At 68.7% G+C, this 24,883-nt stretch carries 17 protein-coding genes, 1 pseudogene and 1 riboswitch; of the genes and pseudogenes, 15 read left to right on the top strand and 3 right to left on the bottom strand.

Annotated features, from left to right (window positions below; all coding sequences use genetic code 11):
- Positions 1–46: 46 nt before the first annotated feature.
- From INQ41_RS02865 to INQ41_RS02820, 11 genes and pseudogenes are all read left to right on the top strand, one after another.
- The gene (locus INQ41_RS02865; protein ID WP_193986045.1) at positions 47–283 is read left to right on the top strand and encodes an ACT domain-containing protein; all 237 of its coding nucleotides are present in this window, start codon (positions 47–49) and stop codon (positions 281–283) included.
- Positions 274–1,179, top strand: coding sequence for an aminotransferase class IV (locus tag INQ41_RS02860; protein WP_193986044.1), 906 nt, complete (start codon positions 274–276; stop codon positions 1,177–1,179). Before INQ41_RS02865 ends, INQ41_RS02860 begins: the two co-directional genes overlap by 10 nt.
- A 10-nt stretch (positions 1,180–1,189) precedes the next feature.
- Entirely contained in the window at positions 1,190–2,269 is a 1,080-nt protein-coding gene (locus INQ41_RS02855) for a threonine dehydratase (RefSeq protein ID WP_193987177.1), read from the top strand.
- A pseudogene (locus INQ41_RS13325) lies at positions 2,266–3,861 on the top strand (2-isopropylmalate synthase); the annotation flags it as partial. The gene INQ41_RS02855 and the pseudogene INQ41_RS13325, both read left to right, overlap by 4 nt.
- Entirely contained in the window at positions 3,853–5,337 is a 1,485-nt protein-coding gene (leuC, locus tag INQ41_RS13320) for a 3-isopropylmalate dehydratase large subunit (RefSeq protein WP_248285362.1), read from the top strand. The pseudogene INQ41_RS13325 and the gene leuC, both read left to right, overlap by 9 nt.
- Positions 5,334–5,915: a 3-isopropylmalate dehydratase small subunit gene (leuD, locus tag INQ41_RS02845; RefSeq protein WP_193986040.1), complete on the top strand. Its 582-nt coding sequence runs from the start codon at positions 5,334–5,336 to the stop codon at positions 5,913–5,915. The genes leuC and leuD overlap by 4 nt, the downstream gene beginning before the upstream one ends.
- Positions 5,905–6,993 carry a 3-isopropylmalate dehydrogenase gene (gene leuB / locus INQ41_RS02840; RefSeq protein WP_193986038.1) on the top strand — a complete coding sequence of 363 codons (1,089 nt, stop codon included), beginning with the start codon at positions 5,905–5,907 and terminating at the stop codon, positions 6,991–6,993. The genes leuD and leuB overlap by 11 nt, the downstream gene beginning before the upstream one ends.
- Before the next feature lie 45 nt (positions 6,994–7,038).
- Positions 7,039–9,573 (top strand): bifunctional aspartate kinase/homoserine dehydrogenase I, encoded by a 2,535-nt coding sequence (gene thrA / locus INQ41_RS02835; protein WP_193986036.1) that lies wholly within the window; start codon positions 7,039–7,041, stop codon positions 9,571–9,573.
- A 110-nt stretch (positions 9,574–9,683) separates the two neighbouring features.
- Positions 9,684–10,568 (top strand): homoserine kinase, encoded by an 885-nt coding sequence (locus INQ41_RS02830; RefSeq protein ID WP_248285361.1) that lies wholly within the window; start codon positions 9,684–9,686, stop codon positions 10,566–10,568.
- Positions 10,565–11,866, top strand: coding sequence for a threonine synthase (thrC, locus tag INQ41_RS02825; protein WP_193986034.1), 1,302 nt, complete (start codon positions 10,565–10,567; stop codon positions 11,864–11,866). Before INQ41_RS02830 ends, thrC begins: the two co-directional genes overlap by 4 nt.
- Positions 11,867–12,033: 167 nt before the next feature.
- Complete coding sequence (locus tag INQ41_RS02820) at positions 12,034–12,732, top strand: hypothetical protein (RefSeq protein ID WP_193986032.1); 699 nt, start codon at positions 12,034–12,036, stop codon at positions 12,730–12,732.
- A 361-nt stretch (positions 12,733–13,093) separates the two neighbouring features.
- Here the strand turns inward: INQ41_RS02820 and sucD are convergent, their stop codons facing one another.
- The gene (sucD, locus tag INQ41_RS02815) at positions 13,094–13,969 is read right to left on the bottom strand and encodes a succinate--CoA ligase subunit alpha (protein WP_193986030.1); all 876 of its coding nucleotides are present in this window, start codon (positions 13,967–13,969) and stop codon (positions 13,094–13,096) included.
- Between the two features lie 24 nt (positions 13,970–13,993).
- Entirely contained in the window at positions 13,994–15,157 is a 1,164-nt protein-coding gene (sucC, locus tag INQ41_RS02810; RefSeq protein ID WP_193986029.1) for an ADP-forming succinate--CoA ligase subunit beta, read from the bottom strand.
- Between the two features lie 176 nt (positions 15,158–15,333).
- Here sucC and INQ41_RS02805 point away from each other — a divergent pair, with 176 nt between their 5' ends.
- The 3 genes from INQ41_RS02805 to INQ41_RS02795 all read left to right on the top strand — a co-directional run bounded on the left by INQ41_RS02805 (position 15,334) and on the right by INQ41_RS02795 (position 20,161).
- Complete coding sequence (locus INQ41_RS02805; protein ID WP_228076679.1) at positions 15,334–16,947, top strand: sensor histidine kinase; 1,614 nt, start codon at positions 15,334–15,336, stop codon at positions 16,945–16,947.
- A gap of 21 nt (positions 16,948–16,968) precedes the next feature.
- Positions 16,969–18,426 carry a sigma-54-dependent transcriptional regulator gene (locus INQ41_RS02800; protein WP_193986025.1) on the top strand — a complete coding sequence of 486 codons (1,458 nt, stop codon included), beginning with the start codon at positions 16,969–16,971 and terminating at the stop codon, positions 18,424–18,426.
- A 136-nt stretch (positions 18,427–18,562) separates the two neighbouring features.
- Positions 18,563–20,161: an SDR family NAD(P)-dependent oxidoreductase gene (locus tag INQ41_RS02795; RefSeq protein ID WP_193987175.1), complete on the top strand. Its 1,599-nt coding sequence runs from the start codon at positions 18,563–18,565 to the stop codon at positions 20,159–20,161.
- Positions 20,162–20,516: 355 nt separating this feature from the next.
- Here INQ41_RS02795 and INQ41_RS02790 read toward each other — a convergent pair whose 3' ends face one another.
- Positions 20,517–23,015, bottom strand: a complete 2,499-nt coding sequence (locus INQ41_RS02790) for an alpha/beta hydrolase family protein (protein ID WP_193986023.1) — start codon at positions 23,013–23,015, stop codon at positions 20,517–20,519.
- A gap of 179 nt (positions 23,016–23,194) precedes the next feature.
- Positions 23,195–23,297: riboswitch (S-adenosyl-L-homocysteine riboswitch) on the top strand.
- Between the two features lie 60 nt (positions 23,298–23,357).
- Between INQ41_RS02790 and ahcY the strand changes: the two genes are divergently transcribed.
- Positions 23,358–24,818, top strand: a complete 1,461-nt coding sequence (gene ahcY, locus INQ41_RS02785; protein WP_193986021.1) for an adenosylhomocysteinase — start codon at positions 23,358–23,360, stop codon at positions 24,816–24,818.
- Positions 24,819–24,883 lie beyond the last annotated feature (65 nt).

Here is a 24,883-nt window from a genome sequence, read left to right as displayed (position 1 = left end):
CACGTCCACGCAACCCCACCCCATTCGCCCCAACCGGAGAACGCACATGCGCTACCAGATTGACCTCGTCATGCGCCGCGCAGAGGGCGCACTGGCCCGGGTGATCGGCACCGCCGAGCGCCGCGGCTTCCAGACCGTCGGCGTCGACGGCGGACTCCAGCCCGACGGCGAGCACTGGCACCTGCGCATGAACGTGGAAGGCCAGCGCTGCGGCGAGGGTCTGCAGGCCCAGCTGCACAAGCTGCACGACTGCCTCGCCGTGGAAGTATCGCCATGGCGCTGAAAGACGCCGCGGGAAACCCCGTGCTGCAGCTGTGGTTCGACGGCGAACTGGTCCGCGCCGACGCGCCGCTGGCGCCGCTGACCACGCACGCCCTGCACTACGGCAGCGGCGTGTTCGAGGGCATCCGCAGTTACCAGACCGTCGATGGCGGGTCGGCGGTGTTCCGCCTGCCCGAACACATGGAGCGGATGCGCAAGGGTTGCGAGCTGCTGGGCATCGACTTCGACGTCCGGCAGGCGACGGCGGCGACCTTGCAGGTGCTGCGCGCGAACCGCCAGAGCGCGGCCTATATCCGGCCGCTGGCGTGGTGCGGCACCGGCTCGATCGGCCTGGACGTCGCGCCGCTGAGCAAGCACCTGATGGTCGCCACCTTCGGCACCGTGGTGCATCTGTCGGGCAGCGCGGTGAAGCTGGGCGTGTCCTCGTGGCGCCGCAATCCGGCAACCTCGCTGCCGCCGCTGAAGCTGTGCGGGGCCTACGTCAACTCGATCCTGGCCAAGCACGAGGCCAAGACGCGCGGGTTTGACGAGGCCCTGTTCGTCGACGAGGCGGGCATGGTGGTGGAGTGCACCGGCGCCAACGTGTTCATGCTCAACGGCGACAAGCTCACCGCCGTCGAGCACGCCGATGCGCTGCCAGGCATCACCCGAGACACGGTGATCGCGCTGACCGGTGCGGAGTCGCGCGCGGTCCCGCTGGCCGAGCTGATGCAGGCCGACGAGGTCTTCGTCTGCGGTACGGCGGCGGAAGTCACCCCGATCAACATCCTCAACGAGCACCGCTTTGCGTACGACAAGCGCGGCAGGGAGATCGCCCAGCTGTACCGCGATGTGGTCAGTGGCGCGGACAGCAGCCATCGCGCCTGGCTGACGGATGTAGGCCTGCCCCGTGACTGAGGCGATGGCAATGGCGGGTGTGAACGCTTCCGCCGTGCTGGCGGCGCAGGCGCGGTTGCGGCCGTATCTGGCGGCGACGCCGTTGCACTATGCCGAGCGTTTCGGCTGCTGGTTGAAGCTGGAAAACCTGCAGCGGACCGGGTCCTACAAGGTGCGCGGGGCGATGAACGCGCTGCTGGCGATGCGCGAGCGTGGCGACCAGCGGCCGGTGATCGCGGCGTCGGCCGGTAACCACGCGCAGGGGCTGGCCTGGGCCGGCTACCGTCTGCGCGTGCCGGTCATTGCGGTGATGCCGGGCAATGCCCCGCAGACCAAGGTCGCCGGCGTGGCCCACTGGAGCGCGACCGTCCGGTTGCACGGCGATACCTATGACGAAGCCAGGGCCTTCGCCGCCGAGCTGGCCGAGCAGAACGACTACCGCCTGCTGTCGGCCTTCGACGATCCCGATGTGATCGCCGGCCAGGGCACCGTCGGCCTGGAGATGGCCGCGCTGGCACCCGACGTCGTGCTGGTGCCGATCGGCGGGGGCGGGCTGGCCTCCGGAGTGGCGCTGGCGCTCAAATCCCAAGGCGTGCGCATCGTCGGCGCCCAGGTCGAAGGCGTGGACTCGATGGCGCGTGCGCTGCGCGGCGACTTCGAGCTGCGCGAGAGTGCCACCACCCTTGCCGACGGGGTCCGGGTCAAGGAGCCCGGGGTGCTGACCCGAGAGCTGCTGGCCGAGTTGCTGGACGACATCGTGATCGTGCGCGAGGCGGAGCTGCGCGAAACCCTGGTCCGGCTGGCGCTGGAAGAGCACGTCATCGCCGAAGGTGCCGGCGCGCTGGCGCTGGCCGCCGGTCGCCGGGTTGCCGGTCGGCGCAAATGCGCGGTCGTCTCCGGCGGCAACATCGACGCCAGCGTGCTGGCCCAGCTGCTCGCCGACGTCCGCCCGCGCGCACCGCGCCGCCCGCGTCGCCGCAGCCGCGACATCGCGCCGCCCACGCGTGCCGCCTCGGTCCGCCCTCTTTCCCCTGCCAGCACGGCCTCCGCGCCGTCCCGCCCCGTGGAACAACCCACGCCGGCGCCCACTCCCGAGGTCATTCCCGCATGAGCACCCACGAACCCGACGTAGCCATTTCCGACGCCGCACACGACGAACACGCTCCTGCCGGGCACGTACCCGGCGAACACTCGTCTGCCGGGCACGTACGCATCTTCGACACCAGCCTGCGCGATGGCGAGCAGTCGCCGGGCTGCAGCATGACCGCGCCGCAGAAGCTGCGGTTCGCCCACGCGCTGGCCGACCTCGGGGTGGACGTGATCGAAGTCGGCTTCCCGGCCAGCTCGGAGGCGGAAGTCGAGGCCACCCGCCGGATCGTGCGGGAAGTACGCGGCTCCACGCTGGCGGCGCTGGCGCGCTGCCACACCGGCGACATCCAAGCCAGCGCGCGCGCGCTGGAAGGCGCCGAAGACGCGCGCATGCACGTGTTCCTGTCCACCAGCCCGCTGCATCGCGAGCACAAGCTCGGCTTGAACAAAGAGCAGGTGATCGAACGCGCGGTGATGGGCGTGGAAATGGCACGGCGCTACCTCGACGACGTCGAGTTCTCGGCCGAGGATGCCCTGCGCACCGAGCCCGAGTTCCTGGTCGAGGTCTGCAGCGCGGCGATCGCCGCCGGCGCGACCACGCTGAACATCCCCGACACCGTCGGCTACACCACGCCGGCGGAGATCCGCTCCCTGTTCGAATACCTGCGCGTCAACGTGCGTGACGCGAAGCGCGCGGTGTTCAGCGCGCACTGCCACAACGACCTGGGCCTGGCCGTCGCCAACAGCCTGGCCGCGATCGAGGGCGGCGCCCGGCAGGTCGAATGCACCATCAATGGCATCGGCGAGCGGGCCGGCAACTGCGCCCTGGAGGAACTGGTGATGGCGCTGAACGTGCGCCGCAGCTACTTCAATGCGACCACGCGGATCGATACGCGCCGGCTGGTGCCGACCTCGCGCCTGCTGTCGCGGATCACCGGCATGCGCGTGCAGCGCAACAAGGCGATCGTCGGGCAGAACGCGTTCGCCCACGAATCCGGCATCCACCAGCACGGCATGCTCAAGCACCGCGGCACCTACGAGATCATGCGTCCTCAGGACGTGGGCTGGGAGCAGTCGCAGATGGTGATGGGTCGCCACAGCGGCCGCGCGGCCCTCATCGACCGGTTGCAGACGCTGGGCCTGATGGTCGACGACACCCGCCTGAACGACGTCTTTGAGGCGTTCAAGGTGCTGGCCGAGAAGAAACGCGAAGTCTTCGACGCCGACCTGGAGACGCTGGTGCTGGGCACCGACGCGCCGCTGCGGCGCGGCTTCCGGCTGCTGCGCGTGCACGCATCCACCGGCGTGGGTGAGGGCATGCTGCCGACCGCAAGCGTCCGCCTGGCCAGGCCGTGCGGCACGGTCGCCGAAGAGGCGGCCGTCGGCGACGGGCCGGTGCACGCCCTGTTTGCGGCCCTGTCGCGGTCGGCGGACCTGCCGCTGGAGATCGAAAGCTTCCAGATCTCCAGCATCACCGCCGGCGATGACGCCCAGGGCCAGGCCAGCGTGGTCGCGACCCTGGACGGCGTCGAGCACACCGGCTCGGGCACCAGCACCGACATCCTGGAGGCGTCCGCGCTGGCGTGGCTGGACATCGCCAACCGCATCCACCGCGCCGGCAGCGGCGCGCCGCGTACGCTGTTCGACAAGCTCTGGGATCGCCACCTGGTCAGCCCTGAGAGCGAGGCCTCGCCGGCCGTGCTGTACATCGACCTGCACCTGATCCACGAGGTGACCACGCCGCAGGCCTTCACCGAGCTGGACTCGCGCGGCCTGAAGGTGCGCCGCCCGGAGTTGACCAAGGGCACCCTGGACCACTCCACCCCGACCCTGCCGCGCAACGCGGACGGCAGCCTGCCCTACGCAACGCCCGAAGCCGAGAAGCAGGTCGCGACCCTGCGCGACAACGCGGCGCGCCGCGGCATCGAACTGTTCGATTTCGACAGCGACCATCGCGGGATCGTCCACGTGATCGGACCCGAGCTGGGGCTGACCCAGCCGGGCATGACCGTGGTCTGCGGCGACAGCCACACCGCGACCCACGGCGCGTTCGGCGCGCTGGCCTTCGGCATCGGCACCAGCGAGGTCGTCCACGTGCTGGCCACCCAATGCCTGCTGCAACGCAAGCCGCGCACGCTGGCGATCACCATCGACGGCCAACTGGGAGCGTCGGTGACCGCCAAGGACCTGATCCTGCACGTGATCGGGGTGATCGGCGTCAACGGTGGCACCGGCCACGTCATCGAGTACCGCGGCAGCGCCATACGCGCGTTGTCGATGGATGAGCGGATGACGGTGTGCAACATGTCGATCGAGGCGGGCGCCCGCGCCGGCCTGATCGCTCCCGACGAGACCACCTTCGCGTACCTGCGCGGCAAGCCGCGCGCGCCGCAGGGCGAGGCGTTCGAACAGGCGGTCGCGCGCTGGCGCACGCTGCGCAGCGACGATGGCGCGCGCTTCGACCGCGAGGTCCGCATCGATGCGGCCGACATCCGGCCCACCGTGACCTGGGGCACCCACCCCGGCCAGGTGACCGCGATCGACCTGCCGTTGCCCCCGCCCGGCAATGATGACGACAGCAAGGCACTGGCGTACATGGGCTTCGCCGGCGGCCAGCCCTTGGCCGGACAACCGGTAGACGTGGTGTTCATCGGCAGCTGCACCAATTCGCGGCTGGACGACCTGCGCCAGGCGGCAGGGATCCTGCGCGGCCGCAAGGTGCACCCGCGCGTGCGCATGCTGGTGGTGCCCGGTTCAGTGCAGATCAAGCGCGAGGCCGAAGCCGAGGGGATCGACCGGATCGTGCGGGCCGCCGGCGCGGAATGGCGCGAGCCGGGCTGCTCGATGTGCATCGCGATGAACGGTGACCTGGTCGCGCCCGGGCAACTGGCGGTGTCCACCAGCAACCGCAACTTCGAAGGTCGCCAGGGCCAGGGTGCACGCACCGTGCTCGCCTCGCCGCTGACCGCGGCGGTCTGCGCCGTGCGCGGGGAGATCACCGACCCGGAGGCGTTCCTGCGCGAAGAGAGCCGTGGGCCGACCGCAGCCGATACACCGCCGCGCAACGTCGTCGCGGAGGCCACGTCATGAGCGCCATCACCGAACTGCGCTCGCGCACGGTCGTCCTGCGCGAACGCAACATCGATACCGACCAGATCATCCCCGCACGTTTTTTGACCACCACCGAGCGCCGGGGTCTGGGCCGGTTCGCCTTCCATGACTGGCGCCAGCGCGCCGATGGCACCCCGGACCCGGCATTTCCCTTCAACGACCCGGCCAACCGCGACGCGCAGATCCTGGTCGCCGGCCGCAACTTCGGCTGCGGCTCATCGCGCGAGCACGCGCCCTGGGCCCTGCTCGATCTCGGCCTGCAGGCGGTGATCAGTGCCCAGATCGCCGACATCTTCCGCAGCAACGCACTCAAGAACGGCCTGCTGCCGATCGTCCTGCCCGAAGCCATCGTCGAGGAGCTGCTCGCCCGGCCGGGCATCGCACTGCACATCGATGTCGCCAGCAGTGAGGTGCGCCTGTCCGACGGCCGCCGGTTCGCCTTCCCGCTGGACGAGTTCGCGCGCACCTGCCTGCTGGAAGGCGTCGACCAGCTCGGCTACCTGCTCAAGCAGGAACCCGCCATCGCCCGTTACGAGGAGTTGAACCATGCACGCTGACATTGTTGTCCTGCCCGGTGACGGGATCGGCCCGGAGGTCACCGCCGCCGCCGTGGAAGCCCTGCAAGCGGTCGAGTCCGCCTACGGCCATCGCTTCAGCTTCAATGAGCACCTGATCGGTGGCGCCGCCATTGACGCCACCGGCGAGGCCTTGCCGCAGAGCACGCTGGATGCCTGCCGCACCGCCGACGCCGTATTGCTGGGCGCCGTGGGCGGGCCGAAGTGGTCCGATCCAAAGGCGAGCGTCCGGCCCGAGCAGGGCCTGCTGGCGCTGCGCAAGGGTCTGGGCCTGTACGCCAACCTGCGTCCGGTCAAACCGCACCCCGCCGCGCTGGGTGCCTCGCCAATCAAACCGCACCTGCTCAACGGGGTCGACCTGGTGGTGGTGCGGGAGCTGACCGGCGGGATCTACTTCGGCCGGAAACAGCGCGCCAGCGACAGCGCCAGCGACCTGTGCGAGTACAGCGTGAGCGAAGTCGAGCGCGTCGTCCGCCGCGCAGGGCAGCTGGCCCGCCAGCGCCGCGGCCACCTGACCTCGGTGGACAAGGCCAACGTGCTGGAAACCTCGCGCCTGTGGCGCGAGGTCGCCACCCGGGTGGTCGCAGACGAGTTCCCCGACATCACCCTGGAACACCAGCTGGTCGACTCGATGGCGATGCACCTGCTGTCGCGTCCGCGCGAGTACGACGTGATCGTGACCGAGAACATGTTCGGCGACATCCTCACCGACGAGGCCTCGATGCTGGCCGGATCGATGGGCCTGCTGCCGTCGGCCTCGCTGGGCGACGGCAAGCCCGGCGTGTACGAGCCGATTCACGGCTCGGCACCCGACATCGCCGGTCGCGGCATCGCCAACCCGGTTGCGGCGATACTCAGTGCGGCGATGCTGCTGCGCCACTCGCTCGGACTGGACGACGAGGCGGACTGCGTGGAGCAGGCGGTATCGCAGGCATTGGACTCAGGTGCCTTCACCGCCGACATCCAGGGCAGTGGCGCAGCGATCGGCACCCGCGCCGCCACCGCGGCAGTGCTGGAAAACCTGCAGGTCCGCTGCTACGCCGTTTGCATGCGCGACTGAACCTTAAGCCACGCCCTCCCCAACGCAGACCCACAGGATTCCCGAATGCCCTCCCCCCTTGCCCCGCCGCGCACCGATCCGGGGCAGCCACTTGCGCCGGGCCTCAAGTCCGTCCACGTGCACAAGTTCGGTGGCAGCAGCCTTGCCGACGCCGCCCACAACCAGCGCGTTGCCGCCCTCCTCGACGAAATGGATGCGGCAGCGTCCGGCCTCCAGTTCGTCGTCGTCTCGGCGATGCACGGGGTCACCGACACCCTGATCGCGCTGGCCGATGCCAGCATTGCGGGCACGGACTGGAAGCCGGCCTTCATGGCGCTTCGCCAGCGCCATCTGGACGCGGCGGATGTGCTGGATTCGGGCTCGGCGCATGGCCTGCACGAATGGCTGGAAGCCCGGTTTGCCGCGCTGGGCGACACGCTGACGGCGATGGCGTCGGGGCAGGCGCGCAGCGAGGCCGACATCGCAGGCGTGCATGGCCTGGGCGAGGTCTGTTCCGCGCGCGTGTTGCAGGTCGCGCTGGGGGGCGCCGATGCCGGCTGGGGCTGCCTGGACGCGCGCGAGGTGCTCGTCGCCAACCCCGGCGAGCTGGGCGTCACGGTTGACTGGGAGGCCAGCCAGTCGCGCCTGGCACAGTGGTCGGAGCGGGAGCAGCAATGCTCCCGTGGCCGCGTCATCACCGGCTTCATCGCCCGCGATGGCGAGGGCGCGAATACCACGCTGGGGCGCAATGGCAGCGACTATTCCGCGGCCGCGTTCGGGCGCCTGCTGCATGCCAACGAGCTCACCATCTGGACCGACGTCGACGGCGTGCTCAGCGCTGACCCGCGGCTTGTGCCGGATGCGGTGTGCCTGGATTCCATGTCCTACGCCGAGGCCAATGAGCTCTCCTATTTCGGTGCCAGCGTGCTGCACCCGCGCACCATGGCGCCGGCGCTGCAGGCCGGACTGGCGATCCGCATCCGCAACACCCGCAACCCAGCAGCCCCCGGCACCGTGATCAGCCTGGAGTCCGCCGCAGCCGCGTCGCCGGTGAAAGGCCTCAGCCTGGTGGAACGCATGGCCCTGCTGGAACTCAGTGGCGCCGGCCTGATCGGGGTGCCGGGGACCGCCGAGCGGATGTTCGCGGCCCTGCATGCCGCAAGCGTCTCGGTGACGATGATCTCGCAGGGCTCCAGCGAGCATTCGATCTGCTGCGTGGTGCGCGAGGCGCAGGCGGCGCAGGCCCGCGAGGCGGTCGCCAGCGCCTTCGCCGACGCCATTGAAGAAGGGCTGGTCGCCGGGGTCGAGGTGACGCCGGGCATCGTCATCCTCGCCGCCGTGGGCGACGGCATGGTCGGCTCCCCCGGTGTGGCCGCACGGCTGTTCGATGGTCTGGCAAAGGCGCGGGTCAACATCCGCGCGATCGCCCAGGGCGCCAGCGAACGCAACATCTCCGTCGCGCTGGACGCCGCCGATGCCGTGCGCGGTTTGCGCGCCGTGCATTCCGCGTTCTGGCTTTCGCCGCAGACACTCTCCATTGGCCTCATCGGGCCCGGCAAGGTCGGCCGTGCCCTGCTCGGCCAGCTGTCCGATTCGCTGCAGCGCCTAGCTGGTGAGGGCCAGCGCGGCATCGACCTGCGCCTGCGCGCGATCGCCAACAGCCGCCGCATGAGCCTGGCGCCTCGCAACCTGCCGCCGCAACAGGCTTTGGAGGCACTGGAGGCCGGCGAGGCGCTGGACCTGGATGCGTTCGCCCATCACGTCCGCGCCAGCCATCTGCCGCACGCGCTGATCGTGGATTGCAGCGGCAGCGACGCCATCGCCGACTACTACCCGCACTGGCTGGCCGCCGGCATCCATGTCGTGACGCCGAGCAAGCACGCCGGCAGCGGCGACCTGGCCCGCTACCAGGCGATCCGCGCCGCCACCCGACACGGCGGCCGCTTCGGCTACGAGGCCACCGTCGGCGCCGGCCTGCCGGTGATCGTGACCCTGCGCAACCAGCTCGACACCGGTGACGAACTGACCGCCTTCGAGGGCGTGTTGTCGGGCACGCTGGCGTGGCTGTTCAACCGCTTCGATGGCAGCGTGCCGTTCTCCGCGCTGGTGCGCGAGGCGCGCGAGCTGGGCTATACCGAACCCGACCCGCGCGATGACCTGTCGGGCATCGATGTCGCCCGCAAGCTGGTGATCCTCGCCCGCGAGGCCGGTCGCATGCTGTCACTGGAGGATGTCGAGATCGAAAACCTTGTGCCGCCGCCGCTGCAGGATGTTCCGCTGGAGGAATTCCTTGCCCGCCTGGAGGAGCTGGATACACCGCTGCAGGCGCGACTTGACGACGCGCTGGCCGGCGGCGGCGCCTTGCGCTACCTGGCCCGGATGGACCGCGACGGGCGTGCGAGCGTCGCCCTGGTGGTGCCGCCGGCAGGACACGCCAGCCTGTACACCCGTCTGACCGACAACCTGATCCAGTTCCACACCCGTCGCTACACCGACAACCCACTGGTCGTGCAGGGCCCCGGCGCCGGGCCGGAGGTCACCGCCGCCGGCGTGTTCGGCGACGTGCTGGCCATTGCGCAGGCGCTCGGGGCACGACTGTGAAAACGGATATCGACCGGCCGAGGCACACATCCGGCGCCGCCCGCGCCGGTAGCTCCGGGGCTACGCCGCGCCAGGAAGCCACCGCATTCGCGCCCGCCAGCGTCGGCAACATCGGCGTGGGTTTCGACCTGCTCGGCCACAGCATCGAGGGCCCGGGCGACCGCGCCTTCGTGCGCCGGGTCGACGCGCCCACGGTCACCATAAGCGGCATCGACGGCGACAGCGCGGGCGCAGCGCAACTGCCGCGCGAGGCCGGGCGCAACACCGCCGGACGCGCGCTGATGGAGTTGCGCGAGCAATACGGCATCGCACACGGGTTTGAGCTGCGCCTGCACAAGGGCATCGCGCTGGGTTCGGGTCTTGGCGGCTCGGCGGCGTCGTGCGTGGCGGCGCTGGTGGCGGCCAATGCGCTGCTGGAGCAGCCACTGACCCGCGACCAGCTGTATCCGCTGGCGCTGCTGGGTGAGTCCGTCGCCAGCGGCAGCGTGCACGGCGACAACGTGGCACCGATGCTGTTCGGCGGCGTCGTGCTGGCCACCCCGACCCGTGCGATTCCGCTGTCGGCGCCGCCGCTGGTGTGCGCGGTGGTGCATCCGCACCACGTGCTCGAGACCCGGCTCGCGCGCGAAGCCTTGTCGGCGCCCTACCCGCTGCGTCAGGTCGTCCAGCACAGCGAGCATCTGGCCCTGTTCCTGACCGGCCTGGCGCGCGGTGATCTCACCCTGATCGCCGAAGGTCTACGCGACGTGCTGGTGGAACCCCGCCGCGCCTCGCTCGTACCGGGCTTCGCCGAGGTGAAGGCTGCCGCGCTCGCCCATGGAGCCCTGGGCGCGAGCATCTCGGGCGCCGGCCCCAGCGTGTTCGGCTGGTTCGCCGACATCGAGCAGGCGCAGACCGCCGCTACCGCGATGCAGGCCGCGTTTGCCGCGGTCGGCCTGGACAGCGACGTGCACCTGTCGCCCATCAATGGCCCGCGCGCGGAAGTGGTCGCATGAAGTTCGCCAGCACCCGTGGAGGGTCGCCCGAGGTCGGGATCGATGACGCCCTGGCGGCCGGGCTGGCGCCCGATGGTGGCCTGTATGTACCTCTAGCGATTCCGGAGGCACACCTCGACAAGGCCGGCGCCACGCTCGCCGATACCGCCGCCGCGTTGCTCGGCCCGTACTTCGCCGGCTCGCGTCTGGAGCCGCAACTGGCGGACATGTGCCGCGCGGCCTTCGATTTCCCGGTGCCGCTGCGCCCGTTGCAGGGTGCCGGCGACTACCTGCTCGAGCTTTTCCACGGACCGACGGCCGCGTTCAAGGACATCGGCGCGCGCTTCCTCGCCGAAGCGCTCTCGCGCCTGCGCGAATCGGGCGCGCCGCCCACCACCATCCTGGTCGCGACCTCCGGCGATACCGGTGCCGCGGTCGGCGCGGCATTCCACAGGCGTGAGGGATTCCGCGTGGTGATCCTGTATCCCGATGGACGCGTCTCTCCGCGCCAGGCGCATGGGCTGGGTTGTTTTGGCGACAACGTGCAGGCGCTGCGCGTCGAGGGCACCTTCGATGATTGCCAGCAGCTGGTGAAGCAGGCGCTCACCGATGCCGGTCTACGCGAATCGATCACGCTGGGGTCGGCCAACAGCATCAGCCTGGGCCGGCTGCTGCCGCAGATGGCGTACTACGCCCACGCCTCGCTGCAGTTCCGGGCCGACCACGGCACGTCGCTCAACTTCGTCATTCCGACCGGGAACCTGGGCAACGCCCTGGCCGCATGGCTGGCGCGCAGCATGGGCCTGCCGATCGGGGACATCGTGATCGCCAGCAATGCCAACGACGTATTGCCACGCTACTTCGACGGCGCGGACTACCGCCCGCAAGCCGGCAAGGCGACCCTCGCCAATGCGATGGACGTCGGCGCGCCGAGCAACTTCGAGCGCCTGCGCTGGTGGCATGTTGATGACGCCGCGGTGCGTGCATCGATGCGGGCCTGCAGCGTGGACGACGGCCAGATCAGCGCAGCCATTGCCGGTGCTCCCGCCCGGCATGGACTCGTCCCCTGTCCGCATACCGCGGTGGCGCTGCACGCACTCGAGAGCCTCCGCGCCCATGGCGATAGGCGCCCATGGGCGGTCGTCGCCACCGCGCACCCGGCCAAGTTCGAGAGGGTGGTGGAGCCCCTGATCGGCCATGAAGTGAAGCCACCGCCGGCCCTCGCAGCGGCGCTCGCCCGATCCGCGACAGCCACACCGCTCGGACTCGACTACCCGGCATTTCGTGACTGGTTACTGGAATCCACGGCAGTCCAGTGATCGCGCGATGTCAGCGTCGAGACGTCACCGCGCATTCGCGTCCTTGGGCGGGCGCTCCTTCGCCGCGCCACCTCAACTTGCACACTTTTCCTGTCGGCATCACCTGAGTGCACGGCTTCCGGCACCCCCGCATGGCATGCACGGTCGAAACCGGCTAGCGTGACTGGATGACTATTTCCCGCATCCTCCTGCCGGCGACTTTCGCCGCCGCCCTCGCCGCCTGCAGTCCGTCGGCGACCGATACCACCACTACCACCACCGCTGCCGACACCCCGGCTGCAGCGCCCGCCGACCCGCAGCAGGCGTTCTTCGACCGCATCACCGCGCTGTGCGGCAAGGCGTTCGAGGGCAGCGTGCTGACCGACCGCCCCGTCAGCGACGGTCCGGACCCGTTCCGCGACCAGACCCTGACCATGCACGTGCGCGACTGCAGCGACCGGGAGATCCGCATCCCCTTCAACGTCGGCGACAACTACTCGCGCACCTGGGTACTTACACGGACCGATGAAGGCTTGCGCCTGAAACACGATCACCGACTGGAGGACGGCAGCGACGACCCGGTGACCATGTACGGCGGGGAGACAGCATCTTCCGGCAGCGCGACGCGCCAGGAATTTCCGGTCGACACCTTCTCACAGGAAATGTTTACTCGCGAAGGGATGGACGTCTCCAACACCAACGTGTGGGCCATGGAAATCGATCCGGGGCAGCGCTTTGTCTACGAACTGGCACGCACCGATCAGGACCGGATGTTCCGGGTCGGCTTTGACCTGACCCGGCCGATTGCCACCCCGCCGGCTCCGTGGGGCGCAGAAGAGGCGCTCGATGCTGGTGACGTGGAAGAAGGCGGCGCAACGGCTGATTAGTTAAGGCGCCAGGGGTGGATACCCTTGCGGCGAATGTCCCCCGGCACCGGTGAAACCGGTGCCTCCTCCTTTACTTCGCCCCAAGGGCACCCACCCCCGTCGTTCCAGCATGGCTGGTGCTTGTGGAGGCGAATCGTCAGCAAAGGCGTGGCCTGTGTGTCTTCCGGGCGAAATAAAGGAGGAGGCGCCCGCCGCAGGCGGGAGCCGGGGGACATTCGCCCGGAGGACATGCAGGCCACGCCCCTCGGCCACCACAATCACCAGCGACCCGAACGATGCTCTAACCCGCGCCAGCGCCCCGAAAAAAAAGCCAAAAAAAAAGCCACCCGAAGGTGGCCTTTTTATTACCTAGTGCGAGGCCCTACCTCGCCAGTCGCTTGGCGATCGCCGCGCCCAGGTCGCCGGGCGACTTGACCGTGGTCACGCCCGCCTTCTCCATCGCCGCGAACTTGCCCTCAGCGGTGCCCTGACCGCCGGAGGCGATCGCACCGGCGTGGCCCATGCGCTTGCCCGGAGGGGCGCTGGCACCGGCGATGAAGCCGACCACCGGCTTGGTCACGTACTGCGCGATGAACTCGGCCGCCTCTTCCTCGGCGCTGCCGCCGATCTCGCCGACCATGATGATGCCTTCGGTCTGCTCATCGTCCTGGAACAGCTTCAGGCAGTCGATGAAGTCCAGGCCGTGGATCGGATCACCGCCGATGCCGATGACGGTCGACTGGCCCAGGCCGACGTCGGTGGTCTGCTTGACCGCCTCGTAGGTCAGGGTGCCGGAGCGGCTGACGATGCCGATCTTGCCGACGGTGTGGATGTGGCCCGGCATGATGCCGATCTTGCACTCGCCCGGGGTGATCACGCCGGGGCAGTTCGGGCCGATCAGCACGACGTCTTCGTAGTCGTTCAGCACGTTCTTGACCCGCAGCATGTCCAGCACCGGGATGCCTTCGGTGATGCACACGATGACAGTGATGCCTGCATCGGCGGCTTCAAGGATCGCGTCCGCGGCGAACGCCGGCGGCACGTAGATGACCGAGGCGTCCGCGCCGGTCTGCTCGACCGCGTCGGCGACCGTGTTGAAGACCGGCAGGTCCAGGTGCGTGGTGCCGCCCTTGCCCGGAGTGACGCCGCCGACAACCTTCGTGCCGTACTCGAGCATCTGCTCGGCGTGGAAGGTGCCCTGCGAGCCGGTAAAGCCCTGCACGATCACCTTGGTGTTCTTGTTGATCAAAACGCTCATGTATATCGAATCCTGGTGATGTGGTCAGGCGGCAACGGCGGCGACGGCCTTGCGGGCGCCATCGTTGATGTCATCGGCGGAAGTGATCGCCAGGCCGGAGTTCTTCAGCAGCTCCTTGCCGGCATCCACGTTGGTGCCTTCCAGACGCACGATCACCGGCACCTTGACGTCCACTTCCTTGACCGCGGCGATGATGCCCTCGGCGATCATGTCGCAGCGCACGATGCCACCGAAGATGTTGACGAATATCGCCTCCACCTTGTCACTGGACAGGATCAGCTTGAACGCCTCGGTCACGCGCTCCTTGGTCGCGCCGCCGCCCACGTCGAGGAAGTTGGCCGGCTCGCCGCCCTCCAGCTTGATCACGTCCATCGTCGCCATCGCCAGCCCTGCGCCGTTGACCATGCAGCCGATGTTGCCGTCCATGGTCACGTAGTTCAGGTCGTGCTGGCTGGCCTTGACCTCGGTCTCGTCTTCCTGGCGGATGTCGCGCATCTGGGCCAGGTCGGGATGACGGTAGGTCGCGTTGTCGTCGGAATCGACCTTGCCGTCGAGCACCGCGAGGTCGCCATTGGTCAGGATCGCCAGCGGGTTCAGCTCGACCAGCGCCAAGTCCTTCTCGTGGAACAGCTTGAACAGGCCGGTCATGATCTTGGTCAGCTGGTTGACCTGCTTGGCCGTCAGGCCCAGCTCAAAGCCCAGCGCGCGGCACTGGTAAGGCTGCAGGCCTTCCACGTAGTTCACGTGCAGGCTCTTGATCGCGTCGGGCTTCTCGGCGGCGACCTGCTCGATATCCATGCCGCCTTCGGCGGAGGCAATGAAGGTCACCGTCTGCGTGCTGCGGTCGACCAGCACCGACAGGTAGAGCTCCTTGTCGATGTCGGTGCCTTCGCAGACCAGGACCGAGTCGATCGGCAGCGCGACACCGGCGGTCTGGTAGGTCTCCATCGACGTACCGAGCATGGCCTTGGTGTACTGCTTGACCTCGTCAAAGCTCCGCGCCAGCTTGACGCCACCGGCCTTGCCGCGGCCACCGGCGTGGATCTGTGCCTTCACCACCCACAGGTCGCCCGGGATGGACTTGGCGGCTTCGACCGCTTCTTCAGGAGTGCGGGCGATGCGCCCGGCCGGCACGGCAATGCCGTAGTCGGCAAACAGCTGCTTTGCCTGGTATTCGTGAAAATTCATGCGTCACCGAGGGGAGTGGAAGACATCCCTCGCTGGCGCGGCCGGAAACGGCTCGGGAGCGAGGGGCCCGCTATTGTGGCCGATCACGCCGCCGCCCGCAAAAAATGCACGCCGGCAGGCAGTCGCGCGCGCGGTGCCTATACTCGTACGCCTCCCACTGCCCAAGGATGAACCGCGTGCCGCGAGCCCTCGCCGTCCCGCCCAACGACGACGCCGACAGCGCCCTGCGCCGCGAACTCTACTTCTTCACCCTGTACCGGCTGCTGGAAGGCTCGCTGCTGGTGCTGGTCCTGTTCGGGCCGGCGGCGGACATGCTGGAGGCGCCGCGACACGACCTGCTCGCGCGGGTGGTCGCGCTGTCCTACCTATTCCTGGGCGCCGTCCTGTTTGCGTTCGGCCGTCGCGGCGAGCTGCGCGGTCAGGCGCTCATGGGCATCTGCTGCGACCTGCTGTTCGGCATCCTGGCCATCCATGCCATTCCGGTCGCCGGCACCGGCATCGCGCTCATGCTGATGTTCAACATCGGCGCCGCGGCGCTGCTGCTGCCGCCTCGGCTGGGGCTGGGCGCGGCGATGGTGGCCGTCGCCGGGATTGTCGGTGAGCACTTCTGGGCGACGTTGCTGGATGAAAGCGAGCGCGCGATCACCGAGCCGCTGATGTTCTCGGTGGGCTACCTCGCCGTCGCCACCATCACCAGCATCCTGGGCCGGCAGATGCGTGACAGCTACGAGTTGGCCGAGACGCGCGGCGTCCAGACCGCCCACCTGACCGAGGTCAACGAGCTGATCATCCGCCGCCTGCGCACCGGCGTTCTGCTGGTGGATGGGCACAACCGCGTGCAGCTGGCCAACGAGGCCGCCCTGCTACTGCTGGGTGACGCCGGCGACGGCCATCGCGACCTGGCCCTGGCGCTGCCGGAACTCTCGCGGCGCCTGGCCCAGTGGCGCGAGTCGGGCGTGGTGGACGACGCGCCGCTGCAGGTGGCGACCGACCAGAACGACGTGATCCCACGCTTCACCCGCCTGCTCGCCGGCAGCGACCAGACCCTGGTGTTCCTGGACGACACCTCGATGCTGTCGCGCCGCGCCGAATCGATGACCCTGGCCACGCTGGGCCGGTTCTCGGCCAGCCTCGCGCACGAGATCCGCAACCCGCTGGCGGCGATCAACTACGCCGTGCAACTGCTGGAGGAGTCCGACCAGATCGCGGTCTCCGACCGCCGCCTGCTGGAGATCATCCGCCAGCAGGGCCAGCGCATGAACGGCATCGTCGAGAACGTGCTCGGACTGGCCCGGCGCGAGCCCGCCGCGCCGGACTACGTGGACCTGGTGACGCTGGTGAACCGCTTCGTCAACGAGTACCGGGCCGGCCATCCGCTGGAAAACGACACCTTGGTGGCAACCGCGGAACGCCCGGAGGTGCAGGCGCTGGTCGACCCGCGCCACCTCCTGCAGGTTCTCACCGTGCTGGTGCACAACGCGCTGACCTACGGGCGCATGCCCGGCGAACCCGCGCGGGTGACCGTCCACATCCACCACGACGAGCGCCGGCATCCGCTCATCGATGTCATCGACCGCGGGCCGGGAATTCCCGAGCGCGTCGCCCAACAGCTGTTCCAGCCGTTCTTCACCACCTCCGGCCACGGCACCGGGCTGGGCCTGTACATCGCGCGCGAACTCATCCGTGCCAACCAGGCCTCGCTGGACTTCATCGCCCTGCCCGCCGGGGGCAGCTGTTTCCGCATCCGCTTGTCGGCCACTGCCTCCCTGCGTCGTGATCGCTTAAGCTAGCCTTCATGATCGGAGGACGGGATGGCTGAGACACGCAGCGCTTTGATAGTCGATGACGAGCGCGATATCCGCGAGTTGCTGGTAATGACCCTGGGCCGCATGGGACTGCGCTGCGATACCGCATCCAGCCTGGGCGATGCCCGCGCGCACCTGGCCCGCAACCGTTACGACCTGTGCCTGACCGACATGCGCCTGCCCGACGGCTCCGGCATTGACCTGATCGCGGAGATTTCCGAGCAGTTCCCTGACACGCCGGTCGCGATGATCACCGCCTTCGGCAATGTGGACGCCGCGGTGGAGGCGCTCAAGGCGGGCGCGTTCGATTTCGTCGCCAAGCCGGTCGAGCTGTCGGTGTTGCGCGACCTCGTCCGCCATGCGCTGGACCTCAAGGAGAAGCCGGCGGTACGGGCCAACCCGGAAAACGTCGCCACCCGCCTGTATGGCGAATCGCCCGCGATGCAGCAACTGCGCGAGACCATCACCAAGGTCGCGCGGAGCCAGGCCCCGGTGTACATCGCCGGCGAGTCGGGTGTCGGCAAGGAGCTGGTCGCCCGCACCATCCACGCTGAAGGCAGCCGCGGCGCGGGCCCGTTCGTGCCGGTCAACTGCGGCGCGATCCCCAATGAGCTGATGGAAAGCGAGTTCTTCGGCCACAAGAAGGGCAGCTTCACCGGCGCCCATGCCGACAAGCCCGGCCTGTTCCACAGCGCCGACGGCGGCACCCTGTTCCTGGACGAAGTCGCCGAACTGCCGCTGCCGATGCAGGTCAAGCTGCTGCGCGCGATCCAGGAAAAATCGGTGAAACCGGTGGGAGCCAACGCCGAGGTGATGGTGGATGTACGCATCCTCTCGGCCACGCACAAGGACCTGGCCGGCATGGTCGCCGATGGCCGCTTCCGCCAGGACCTCTACTACCGCATCAATGTGATCGAGCTGCGCGTGCCGCCGTTGCGCGAGCGTCTGGCCGACCTGCCGGGCCTGTGCGCGAAGATCGTCCAGCGCCTGGCTGCCGACCTGGGCCGCGAGCCGCCGGCGCTTTCGGCCGAGGCGATGGACGCACTGGGCCGGTACAGCTTCCCGGGCAATGTGCGCGAGCTGGAGAACATCCTGGAACGCGCGATGGCAATGGCCGACGGCGATCAGCTCGAAATGCATGACCTGCACCTGCCGCAGACGGTCACCGCACACGCCCCGGCGCATCAGGCGCCACGCGAACCCGGCGTTGCACCGTTGCAGCCCCTGGCGCGCGGCGAGCAGACGCCGCAGGCCGCGGCGGCGGCGGCGGGCATCGACCCGCGCACCATCGACCCCCGGGACACCGCGACCAGCGCGTTGCCCTCCTACATCGAGGAAATCGAACGCGCCGCCATCCAGCACGCCCTGCAGGAAAACCGCTACAACAAGACCCGCACCGCCGCGTCGCTGGGCATCACCTTCCGCGCGCTGCGCTACAAGCTGAAGAAGCTGGGCATCGACTGAGCCGGGTGCCCGCGGCGTCGCTGCGGGGGCTCGACGCGGCAATGGGTGATCCATGGGGGCCGCCCGTGCCGGCGGCCGGTAAACTGGTGGTCTTGCCCCGATCAAAGCCATCATCTTGTCCAGCACCGACTCCACCCTGCCACCCCCGCCGCTTGCCACCGACAGCGCCCAACCGACCGCCCTGCCCGAGCGCCTGCAGGTTGCAGTGGAGTTGCTCGAGGCGGTGGCCGCCGACCGCACGCTGCTGGACGAACTGCCCAAAGCGGCCCGCTCCCGATTGCACCAGGCAGTGGCGAGGGTCTATCACCCCGAGCCTGGACAGCGCCGGCAGAAGCTCAAGGCGCAGGAGCGCGAGCGCAACGCCGAGAACATCCGCCGCGCGGACGAGGTCCTGAACCAGACCGGCATCCGCGCCCTGCGCCGCAAGCCCGTATTCACGGCGCTGAACTACTTCCCGCCGCACGGCCCGGAAGGTCAGCCGCAAACAGATGCCGCCGCCGGCACGGAATCCCCCGAGTTGCTGCACTGCTACGTGTGCAAGCAGAAATACACGCGCGTGCACCACTTCTACGACCAGCTGTGCCCCGAGTGCGCGGCGTTCAACTTCCACAAACGCACCGAGCTGGCGGACCTGAGCGGCCGGGTCGCCCTGCTGACCGGTGGCCGGGTCAAGATCGGCTACCAGGCCGGCCTGAAACTGCTGCGCGCCGGCGCCGGCTTGATCGTGACGACCCGCTTCCCGCGCGACTCGGCCGCACGCTACGCCCAGGAGCCGGACTTTGGCCAGTGGTCGGACCGGCTGGAGATCTTCGGCCTGGACCTGCGCCATACGCCCAGCGTGGAAGCCTTCTGTTCCGAGCTGGTGGCGACGCGGCCGCGGCTGGACTTCATCATCAACAACGCCTGCCAGACGGTGCGCCGTCCGCCGGAGTTCTACGCCCACATGATGGCCGGCGAGACCGCTGCGCTGCGCGATACGCCCGAGGCGGTGCGCCAGCTGATCGGCGGATACGAGGGCCTGCGCAGCCAGGACCTGCTCGGCGAGGCCACCGCGTCGGTGCAGGCCGCGGCGGCACGCGGGGAAATGGCAAACACCGGCAGCCAGATGGCCGGGCTCGTGCGTGCCGCTGAGCTCTCCCAGGTGCCGCTGCTGGCCGAGGAACTGCTGGGCCAGAAACACCTGTTCCCGGAAGGCCGGCTGGACCAGGACCTGCAACAGGTGGACCTGCGCGGACGCAATTCCTGGCGTCTGCAGATGCACGAAGTGCCCTCGGTGGAGTTGCTGGAAGTCCAGCTGGTCAACGCCATCGCCCCGTTCCTGATCAACGCCCGGCTCAAGCCGCTGATGCTGCGCACGGTCGACGGCGAGGAACCGACCCGCGACAGGCACATCGTCAACGTCTCGGCGGTGGAGGGCCAGTTCTACCGGAACTTCAAGACGACCCGGCACCCCCACACCAACATGGCCAAGGCCGCGCTGAACATGATGACGCGCACCTCGGCCGCCGATTACCACGGCGACGGCATCCACATGAACAGCGTCGACACCGGCTGGGTGACCGACGAGGATCCGGCCGAGCTGGCGGCACGCAAAACGCTGGAAGAGCGCTTCCACCCGCCGCTGGACATCATCGACGGCGCGGCGCGGATCGTGGATCCGATCATCGACGGCTTCAACACAGGCACCCATGTGTGGGGCCAGTTTTTGAAGGACTACAAACCGACCGATTGGTAACGCTGCGGGGGGCCGGGGCCAAAAAAAGTCGTCGGCCGGGGGCGCGACCTGCAGGCCTTCCGGGCGAATGTCCCCCGGCCCCCGCCTGCGGCGGAGGCCTCCTCCTTTACTTCGCCCCGAAGGCCTGCAGGCCACGCATTCGGGTCACGGCGGCGCGCTGTCGGAACACGGCAGTCGGTTTTTTGTTTGCAGCACCCACCGCCACGCTGGATGGAGCGGGTGTGGATGCCCTTGGGTGTGAAATAAAGGAGGAGGCACCGGCTTCACCGGTGCCGGGGGACATTCACGCCCAAGGGCATCCACGCCCGCCTCCGATGTCCTCCACGGCTCCCATGCGAAGGTCGCGGCATGAGACCTACGGCGTCGCACGCACCTCGGCATCGCCCGCGCGCTTCACGTACTTCTCCAACCACGCATCCTCTTCGGCCAGCATGTGCATGATCGACTCACGCGCGCGGTAACCGTGCGACTCGTTGGGCAGCATCACCAGCCGCGCATTGCCGCCCAGGCCCTTCATCGCCGCGAACAGGCGCTCGCTCTGGACCGGGAAGGTGCCCGAGTTGTTGTCGTCCACGCCGTGGATGATCAGCAGCGCGTCCTTGATCTGGTGCGCGTAGTTGAACGGAGACATCTGCATGTAGGTGTCCTGCGCCTGCCAGTAGTTGCGCTCCTCGGCCTGGAAACCAAACGGCGTCAGGCTGCGGTTGTAGGCGCCGCTGCGGGCGATGCCGGCCTTGAACAGACGGGTATGCGCCAGCAGGTTGGCGGTCATGAAGGCACCGTAGGAATGGCCGCCAATGGCCATCCGGTTGCGGTCGGCCACGCCGCGGCGGACGACTTCGTCCACCGCCGCCTGGGCGCCGGCCACCAGTTGCTCCAGGTAGGTGTCGTTGGGCTCGCGGTCGCCCTCGCCGACGATCGGCATGGTCGGCCCGTCCATCACCGCGTAGCCGCGGGTCAGGAAAGGCAGCGGTCCCCAGTAGCTGATCGCGTTGAAGCGGTAGGGCGAGCCGGTCACCTGGCTGGCCGCATCGGCGGACTTGAACTCGCGCGGGTAGGCCCACAGCAGGGTTGGCAGCGGGCCGTCGCGCTTGGCGTCGTAACCCGGCGGCAGGTACAGGTTGGCGGTCAGCTCGACGCCGTCCTTGCGCTGGTAGCGGATCTGCTCCTTCTGCACGTCGCGCAGTTGCGGGGTGGGATGCGGGAAGTCGGTCAGCGCGACCGGCGCAGCGTCCGCGTCGCCCAGCTCGCGCAGGTAGATGTTGGCCGGCTGTTTGGGCGACTCGCGCGAGCTGAGGATGCGTTTGCCGTCGTCATCCAGCATCGCCACCGGGGCCTCGTACCACGGCGCCTGCGAGTGGAACAGGCGCGTGGCCTGCTTGTCGGCGAGACTGAAGCGGTCAAGGAACGGCCGGTCACCCTCGTCCGAGGCACCGGCGCCCATCAGGAAGATGCTGCCGCCATCGCTGGACACCACCAGGCGCTGGTTCCCCGCGTCGTCGGGACGCGTCACCGGGGTACCCGGGTCGTTGTAGCGGTCCTCGTAGGAGCGATCGAAGATCAGCTCCGGCGCCTGCGCGGGCTGTCCCGGGGCGATGCGCCACTGCCGGGTCTGGCGGGTCTTCCACCAGAACTCGTCGACCAGCGCGAGGTCGTCGCGACCCCAGGTGGCGCCCGCATAGCGCAGTCCGAGGCGTGCCAGTTCCACCGGCTTGCCACTGAATGGGGCGGAGTGGGCGAACACGACGTCACGCACGTCCGCGTCGCGCGCCGGGTCACCGCCATCCTGGGCTTCGGCCCAGACCAGGGTGGCGGGCGCATCACTGCGCCAGGAGATGCGGCGCACGCCGGTGGCGACCGCGTCGTTGCCGGTCGGCAGTCCTTCCACCAGTGGCAGCCGGGCGACGGTATGAAGTCGCTTTCCGTCGCGGTCGAGCACTTCGATGCGGCGCGGGAAACGCGAGAACGGCACCAGGTAGGAGAACGGACGCTCCACCGTCTGCACCAGCAGGTGCCTGCCGTCGGGCGACGGCGATGCGCCGATGAGCAGGTCGGGCTTGCCGAGCAACGTGAGCTTGCCGGCGAGGTCCACGCGTGCGAGCTGGCTGGTCAGGTAGTGGGCGAAGATCGCCGCGTCCTGCTCGTTATTCAGCAGGTCCTGGTAGGTGCGGATCGAGCGCACCGCGGCGCCCTGATCGGTTTGCTGGATGCTGGGGCCGGCGGGGACGCCGTCGGCGTTGGGCGCGGCTCCCTGGCCGTGCGGGCGCAGCGTCACCAGCAGGCCGCGGCTGTCGGGCAGCCAGTCGAAACCGGTCCCGGCCACCGCGTTCAAGGGTTGTTGCAGCAGGCGGTGCGCCTTGCGCGAGGCGACCTCGACGAGCCACAACTCGACATGGCCGGAGGCGTTGTCGACGTGGGTAAAGGCGATGTGCTTTTGGTCCGGCGCCCATGAGAGGGCCGCCAGCTTCAGGTCCGCGGGCAGGCCGGTGACCGGCAGCTCCTGGCGCTTGGCGATGTCGAGCAACTGCAGGTCCGAACCGAACGAGAATGCGCTGCTGGCATAGGTGCGCGGGTTGATCCGCGTGCCGGCCAGCTTCAGCTCGGGTTGCGCGACCACGTCGATGCCCGGCAGCGCCGGGGTCTCGAGCAAGGTCGCAAAGTCGCGGTTCGGGCTCAGCCGGACCTGCGGCTGGCGCGGCGCGTCGACCAGCGCCTGCAAGGTGTCCACCGGCAGCTGGTAGCCGGCCTGGTCGTCAAGCGAGGCGGTCTGGGCCAGCGCCGGGGTGAGCAGTGCGAATGGCAGCAGGGCGGCCAACAGGCCGATGGCGGAGGAGCGCCGCGTGGGTTTGGTCATGAAAATCCCGGGAGGTGGAGGTGGAATCCGATCGTGGTGCCCCGGCGCGGCGGATGGGGGGCCGGGGCTTTGGCGGAGGCGGCCAAGCTCCCACAGTTGCTGAGGGCCGGCCAGTGAAGGAAGTCCCGATGCGCCGCCGCCCGGTTCCAGCCTCGTCACAAGCCGTTACAATGGCGCGGTCCGCCGAGGGGCGCTGCGACCGTCGTATCAGGACGGCCAGGCTTGGCAGGATCGATCGAGACCATCCGTGGTTTCTGTCCGTTACAACGGCGCCCGGTTGCGACCACCCTCCCCGCTTGACGCACCGCACCGGTGCCGCGGGATTCGAACCGGAGCTGGACCATGAAAGACACCACCCGCACCTTCTCCACGGAAGGCGACTACAAGGTTGCCGACATCAACCTGGCCGACTGGGGCCGCAAGGAATTCGACATCGCCGAGCACGAGATGCCCGGCCTGATGTCCATCCGCGCCAAGCACGCCGGCGACAAGCCGCTCAAGGGCGTGCGCGTGACCGGCTCGCTGCACATGACCGTGCAGACCGCCGTGCTGATCGAGACCCTGAGGGACATCGGCGCCGACGTGCGCTGGGCCTCGTGCAACATCTTCTCCACCCAGGACCATGCCGCCGCCGCGATCGCTGCGTCCGGCACCCCGGTGTTCGCCTGGAAGGGCGAGACGCTGGAGGAGTACTGGGACTGCACCCTGGCCGCGCTGAGCTTCCCCGACGGCAAGGGCGCTGACGGTAAAGAGAAATTTCTGGGGCCGCAGCTGGTGGTGGACGACGGCGGCGACGTGACCCTGCTGATCCACAAGGGCTACGAGCTGGAAAACGGCTCCACGTGGGTCGATGAGAAGGCCGCCTCGCACGAGGAGCAGGTGATCAAGAATCTGCTCAAGCGCGTCGCCATCGAGCGCCCGGGCTTCTGGCACACCGTGGTCAAGGACTGGAGGGGCGTGTCGGAGGAAACCACCACCGGCGTCCTGCGCCTGTACCAGCTGGCCGAAGCCGGCTCACTGCTGGTTCCTGCGATCAACGTCAATGACTCGGTCACCAAGTCCAAGTTCGACAACCTCTACGGCTGCCGCGAATCGCTGGCCGACGGCCTCAAGCGCGCGATGGACGTGATGCTGGCCGGCAAGGTCGCCGTGGTCTGTGGCTATGGCGACGTTGGCAAGGGTTGCGCGGCGTCGTTGCGGGCCTACGGCTCCCGCGTCATCGTCACCGAGATCGATCCGATCTGCGCGCTGCAGGCGGCGATGGAAGGCTTCGAGGTCACCACGGTGGAAGACACCCTGGGCCGCGGCGACATCTACGTGACCACCACCGGCAACAAGGACGTGCTCACCGTCGAGCACCTGCAGAACATGAAGGACCAGGCCATCGTCTGCAACATCGGCCACTTCGACAACGAGATCCAGGTTGACGCGCTCAAGGGCCTCAAGGATGTCGAGCAGATCAACATCAAGCCGCAGGTGGACAAGTTCGTGTTCGCCGACGGCCGCGCGATCTTCCTGCTCGCCGAGGGCCGCCTGGTCAACCTGGGTTGCGCGACCGGGCATCCGAGCTTCGTGATGTCCAACTCGTTCTCCAACCAGACCCTGGCCCAGATCGACCTGTGGGAAAAGAAGGACAGCTACGAGAAGAAGGTCTACATCCTGCCCAAGCACCTGGACGAGGAAGTGGCCCGCCTGCACCTGGAGAAGATCGGCGTGAAGCTGACGACGCTGAGCGCGGAGCAGTCCGCCTACCTGGGCGTACCGGTGGAAGGTCCGTACAAGTCCGATCACTACCGCTACTGATCGTTCCGGATCGGTCGGAACTGCATGCAAGACGGGCGCCCCACGGCGCCCGTTTTTTTGTTGCC

Source organism: Lysobacter ciconiae (assembly GCF_015209725.1).
Classification (GTDB): Bacteria; Pseudomonadota; Gammaproteobacteria; order Xanthomonadales; family Xanthomonadaceae; genus Novilysobacter; species Novilysobacter ciconiae.
Note: the sequence above shows the minus strand (reverse complement) of the source record. Positions and strands in the feature narration are given on the sequence as shown.

Coding starts and splice junctions, on each gene's coding strand:
- INQ41_RS02865 (WP_193986045.1), top strand. CDS start 47: ATGCGCTACCAGATTGACCTCGTCATGCGCCGCGCAGAGGGCGCACTG.
- INQ41_RS02860 (WP_193986044.1), top strand. CDS start 274: ATGGCGCTGAAAGACGCCGCGGGAAACCCCGTGCTGCAGCTGTGGTTC.
- INQ41_RS02855 (WP_193987177.1), top strand. CDS start 1,190: ATGGCGGGTGTGAACGCTTCCGCCGTGCTGGCGGCGCAGGCGCGGTTG.
- leuD (WP_193986040.1), top strand. CDS start 5,334: ATGAGCGCCATCACCGAACTGCGCTCGCGCACGGTCGTCCTGCGCGAA.
- leuB (WP_193986038.1), top strand. CDS start 5,905: ATGCACGCTGACATTGTTGTCCTGCCCGGTGACGGGATCGGCCCGGAG.
- thrA (WP_193986036.1), top strand. CDS start 7,039: ATGCCCTCCCCCCTTGCCCCGCCGCGCACCGATCCGGGGCAGCCACTT.
- thrC (WP_193986034.1), top strand. CDS start 10,565: ATGAAGTTCGCCAGCACCCGTGGAGGGTCGCCCGAGGTCGGGATCGAT.
- INQ41_RS02820 (WP_193986032.1), top strand. CDS start 12,034: ATGACTATTTCCCGCATCCTCCTGCCGGCGACTTTCGCCGCCGCCCTC.
- sucD (WP_193986030.1), bottom strand. CDS start 13,969: ATGAGCGTTTTGATCAACAAGAACACCAAGGTGATCGTGCAGGGCTTT.
- sucC (WP_193986029.1), bottom strand. CDS start 15,157: ATGAATTTTCACGAATACCAGGCAAAGCAGCTGTTTGCCGACTACGGC.
- INQ41_RS02800 (WP_193986025.1), top strand. CDS start 16,969: ATGGCTGAGACACGCAGCGCTTTGATAGTCGATGACGAGCGCGATATC.
- INQ41_RS02790 (WP_193986023.1), bottom strand. CDS start 23,015: ATGACCAAACCCACGCGGCGCTCCTCCGCCATCGGCCTGTTGGCCGCC.
- ahcY (WP_193986021.1), top strand. CDS start 23,358: ATGAAAGACACCACCCGCACCTTCTCCACGGAAGGCGACTACAAGGTT.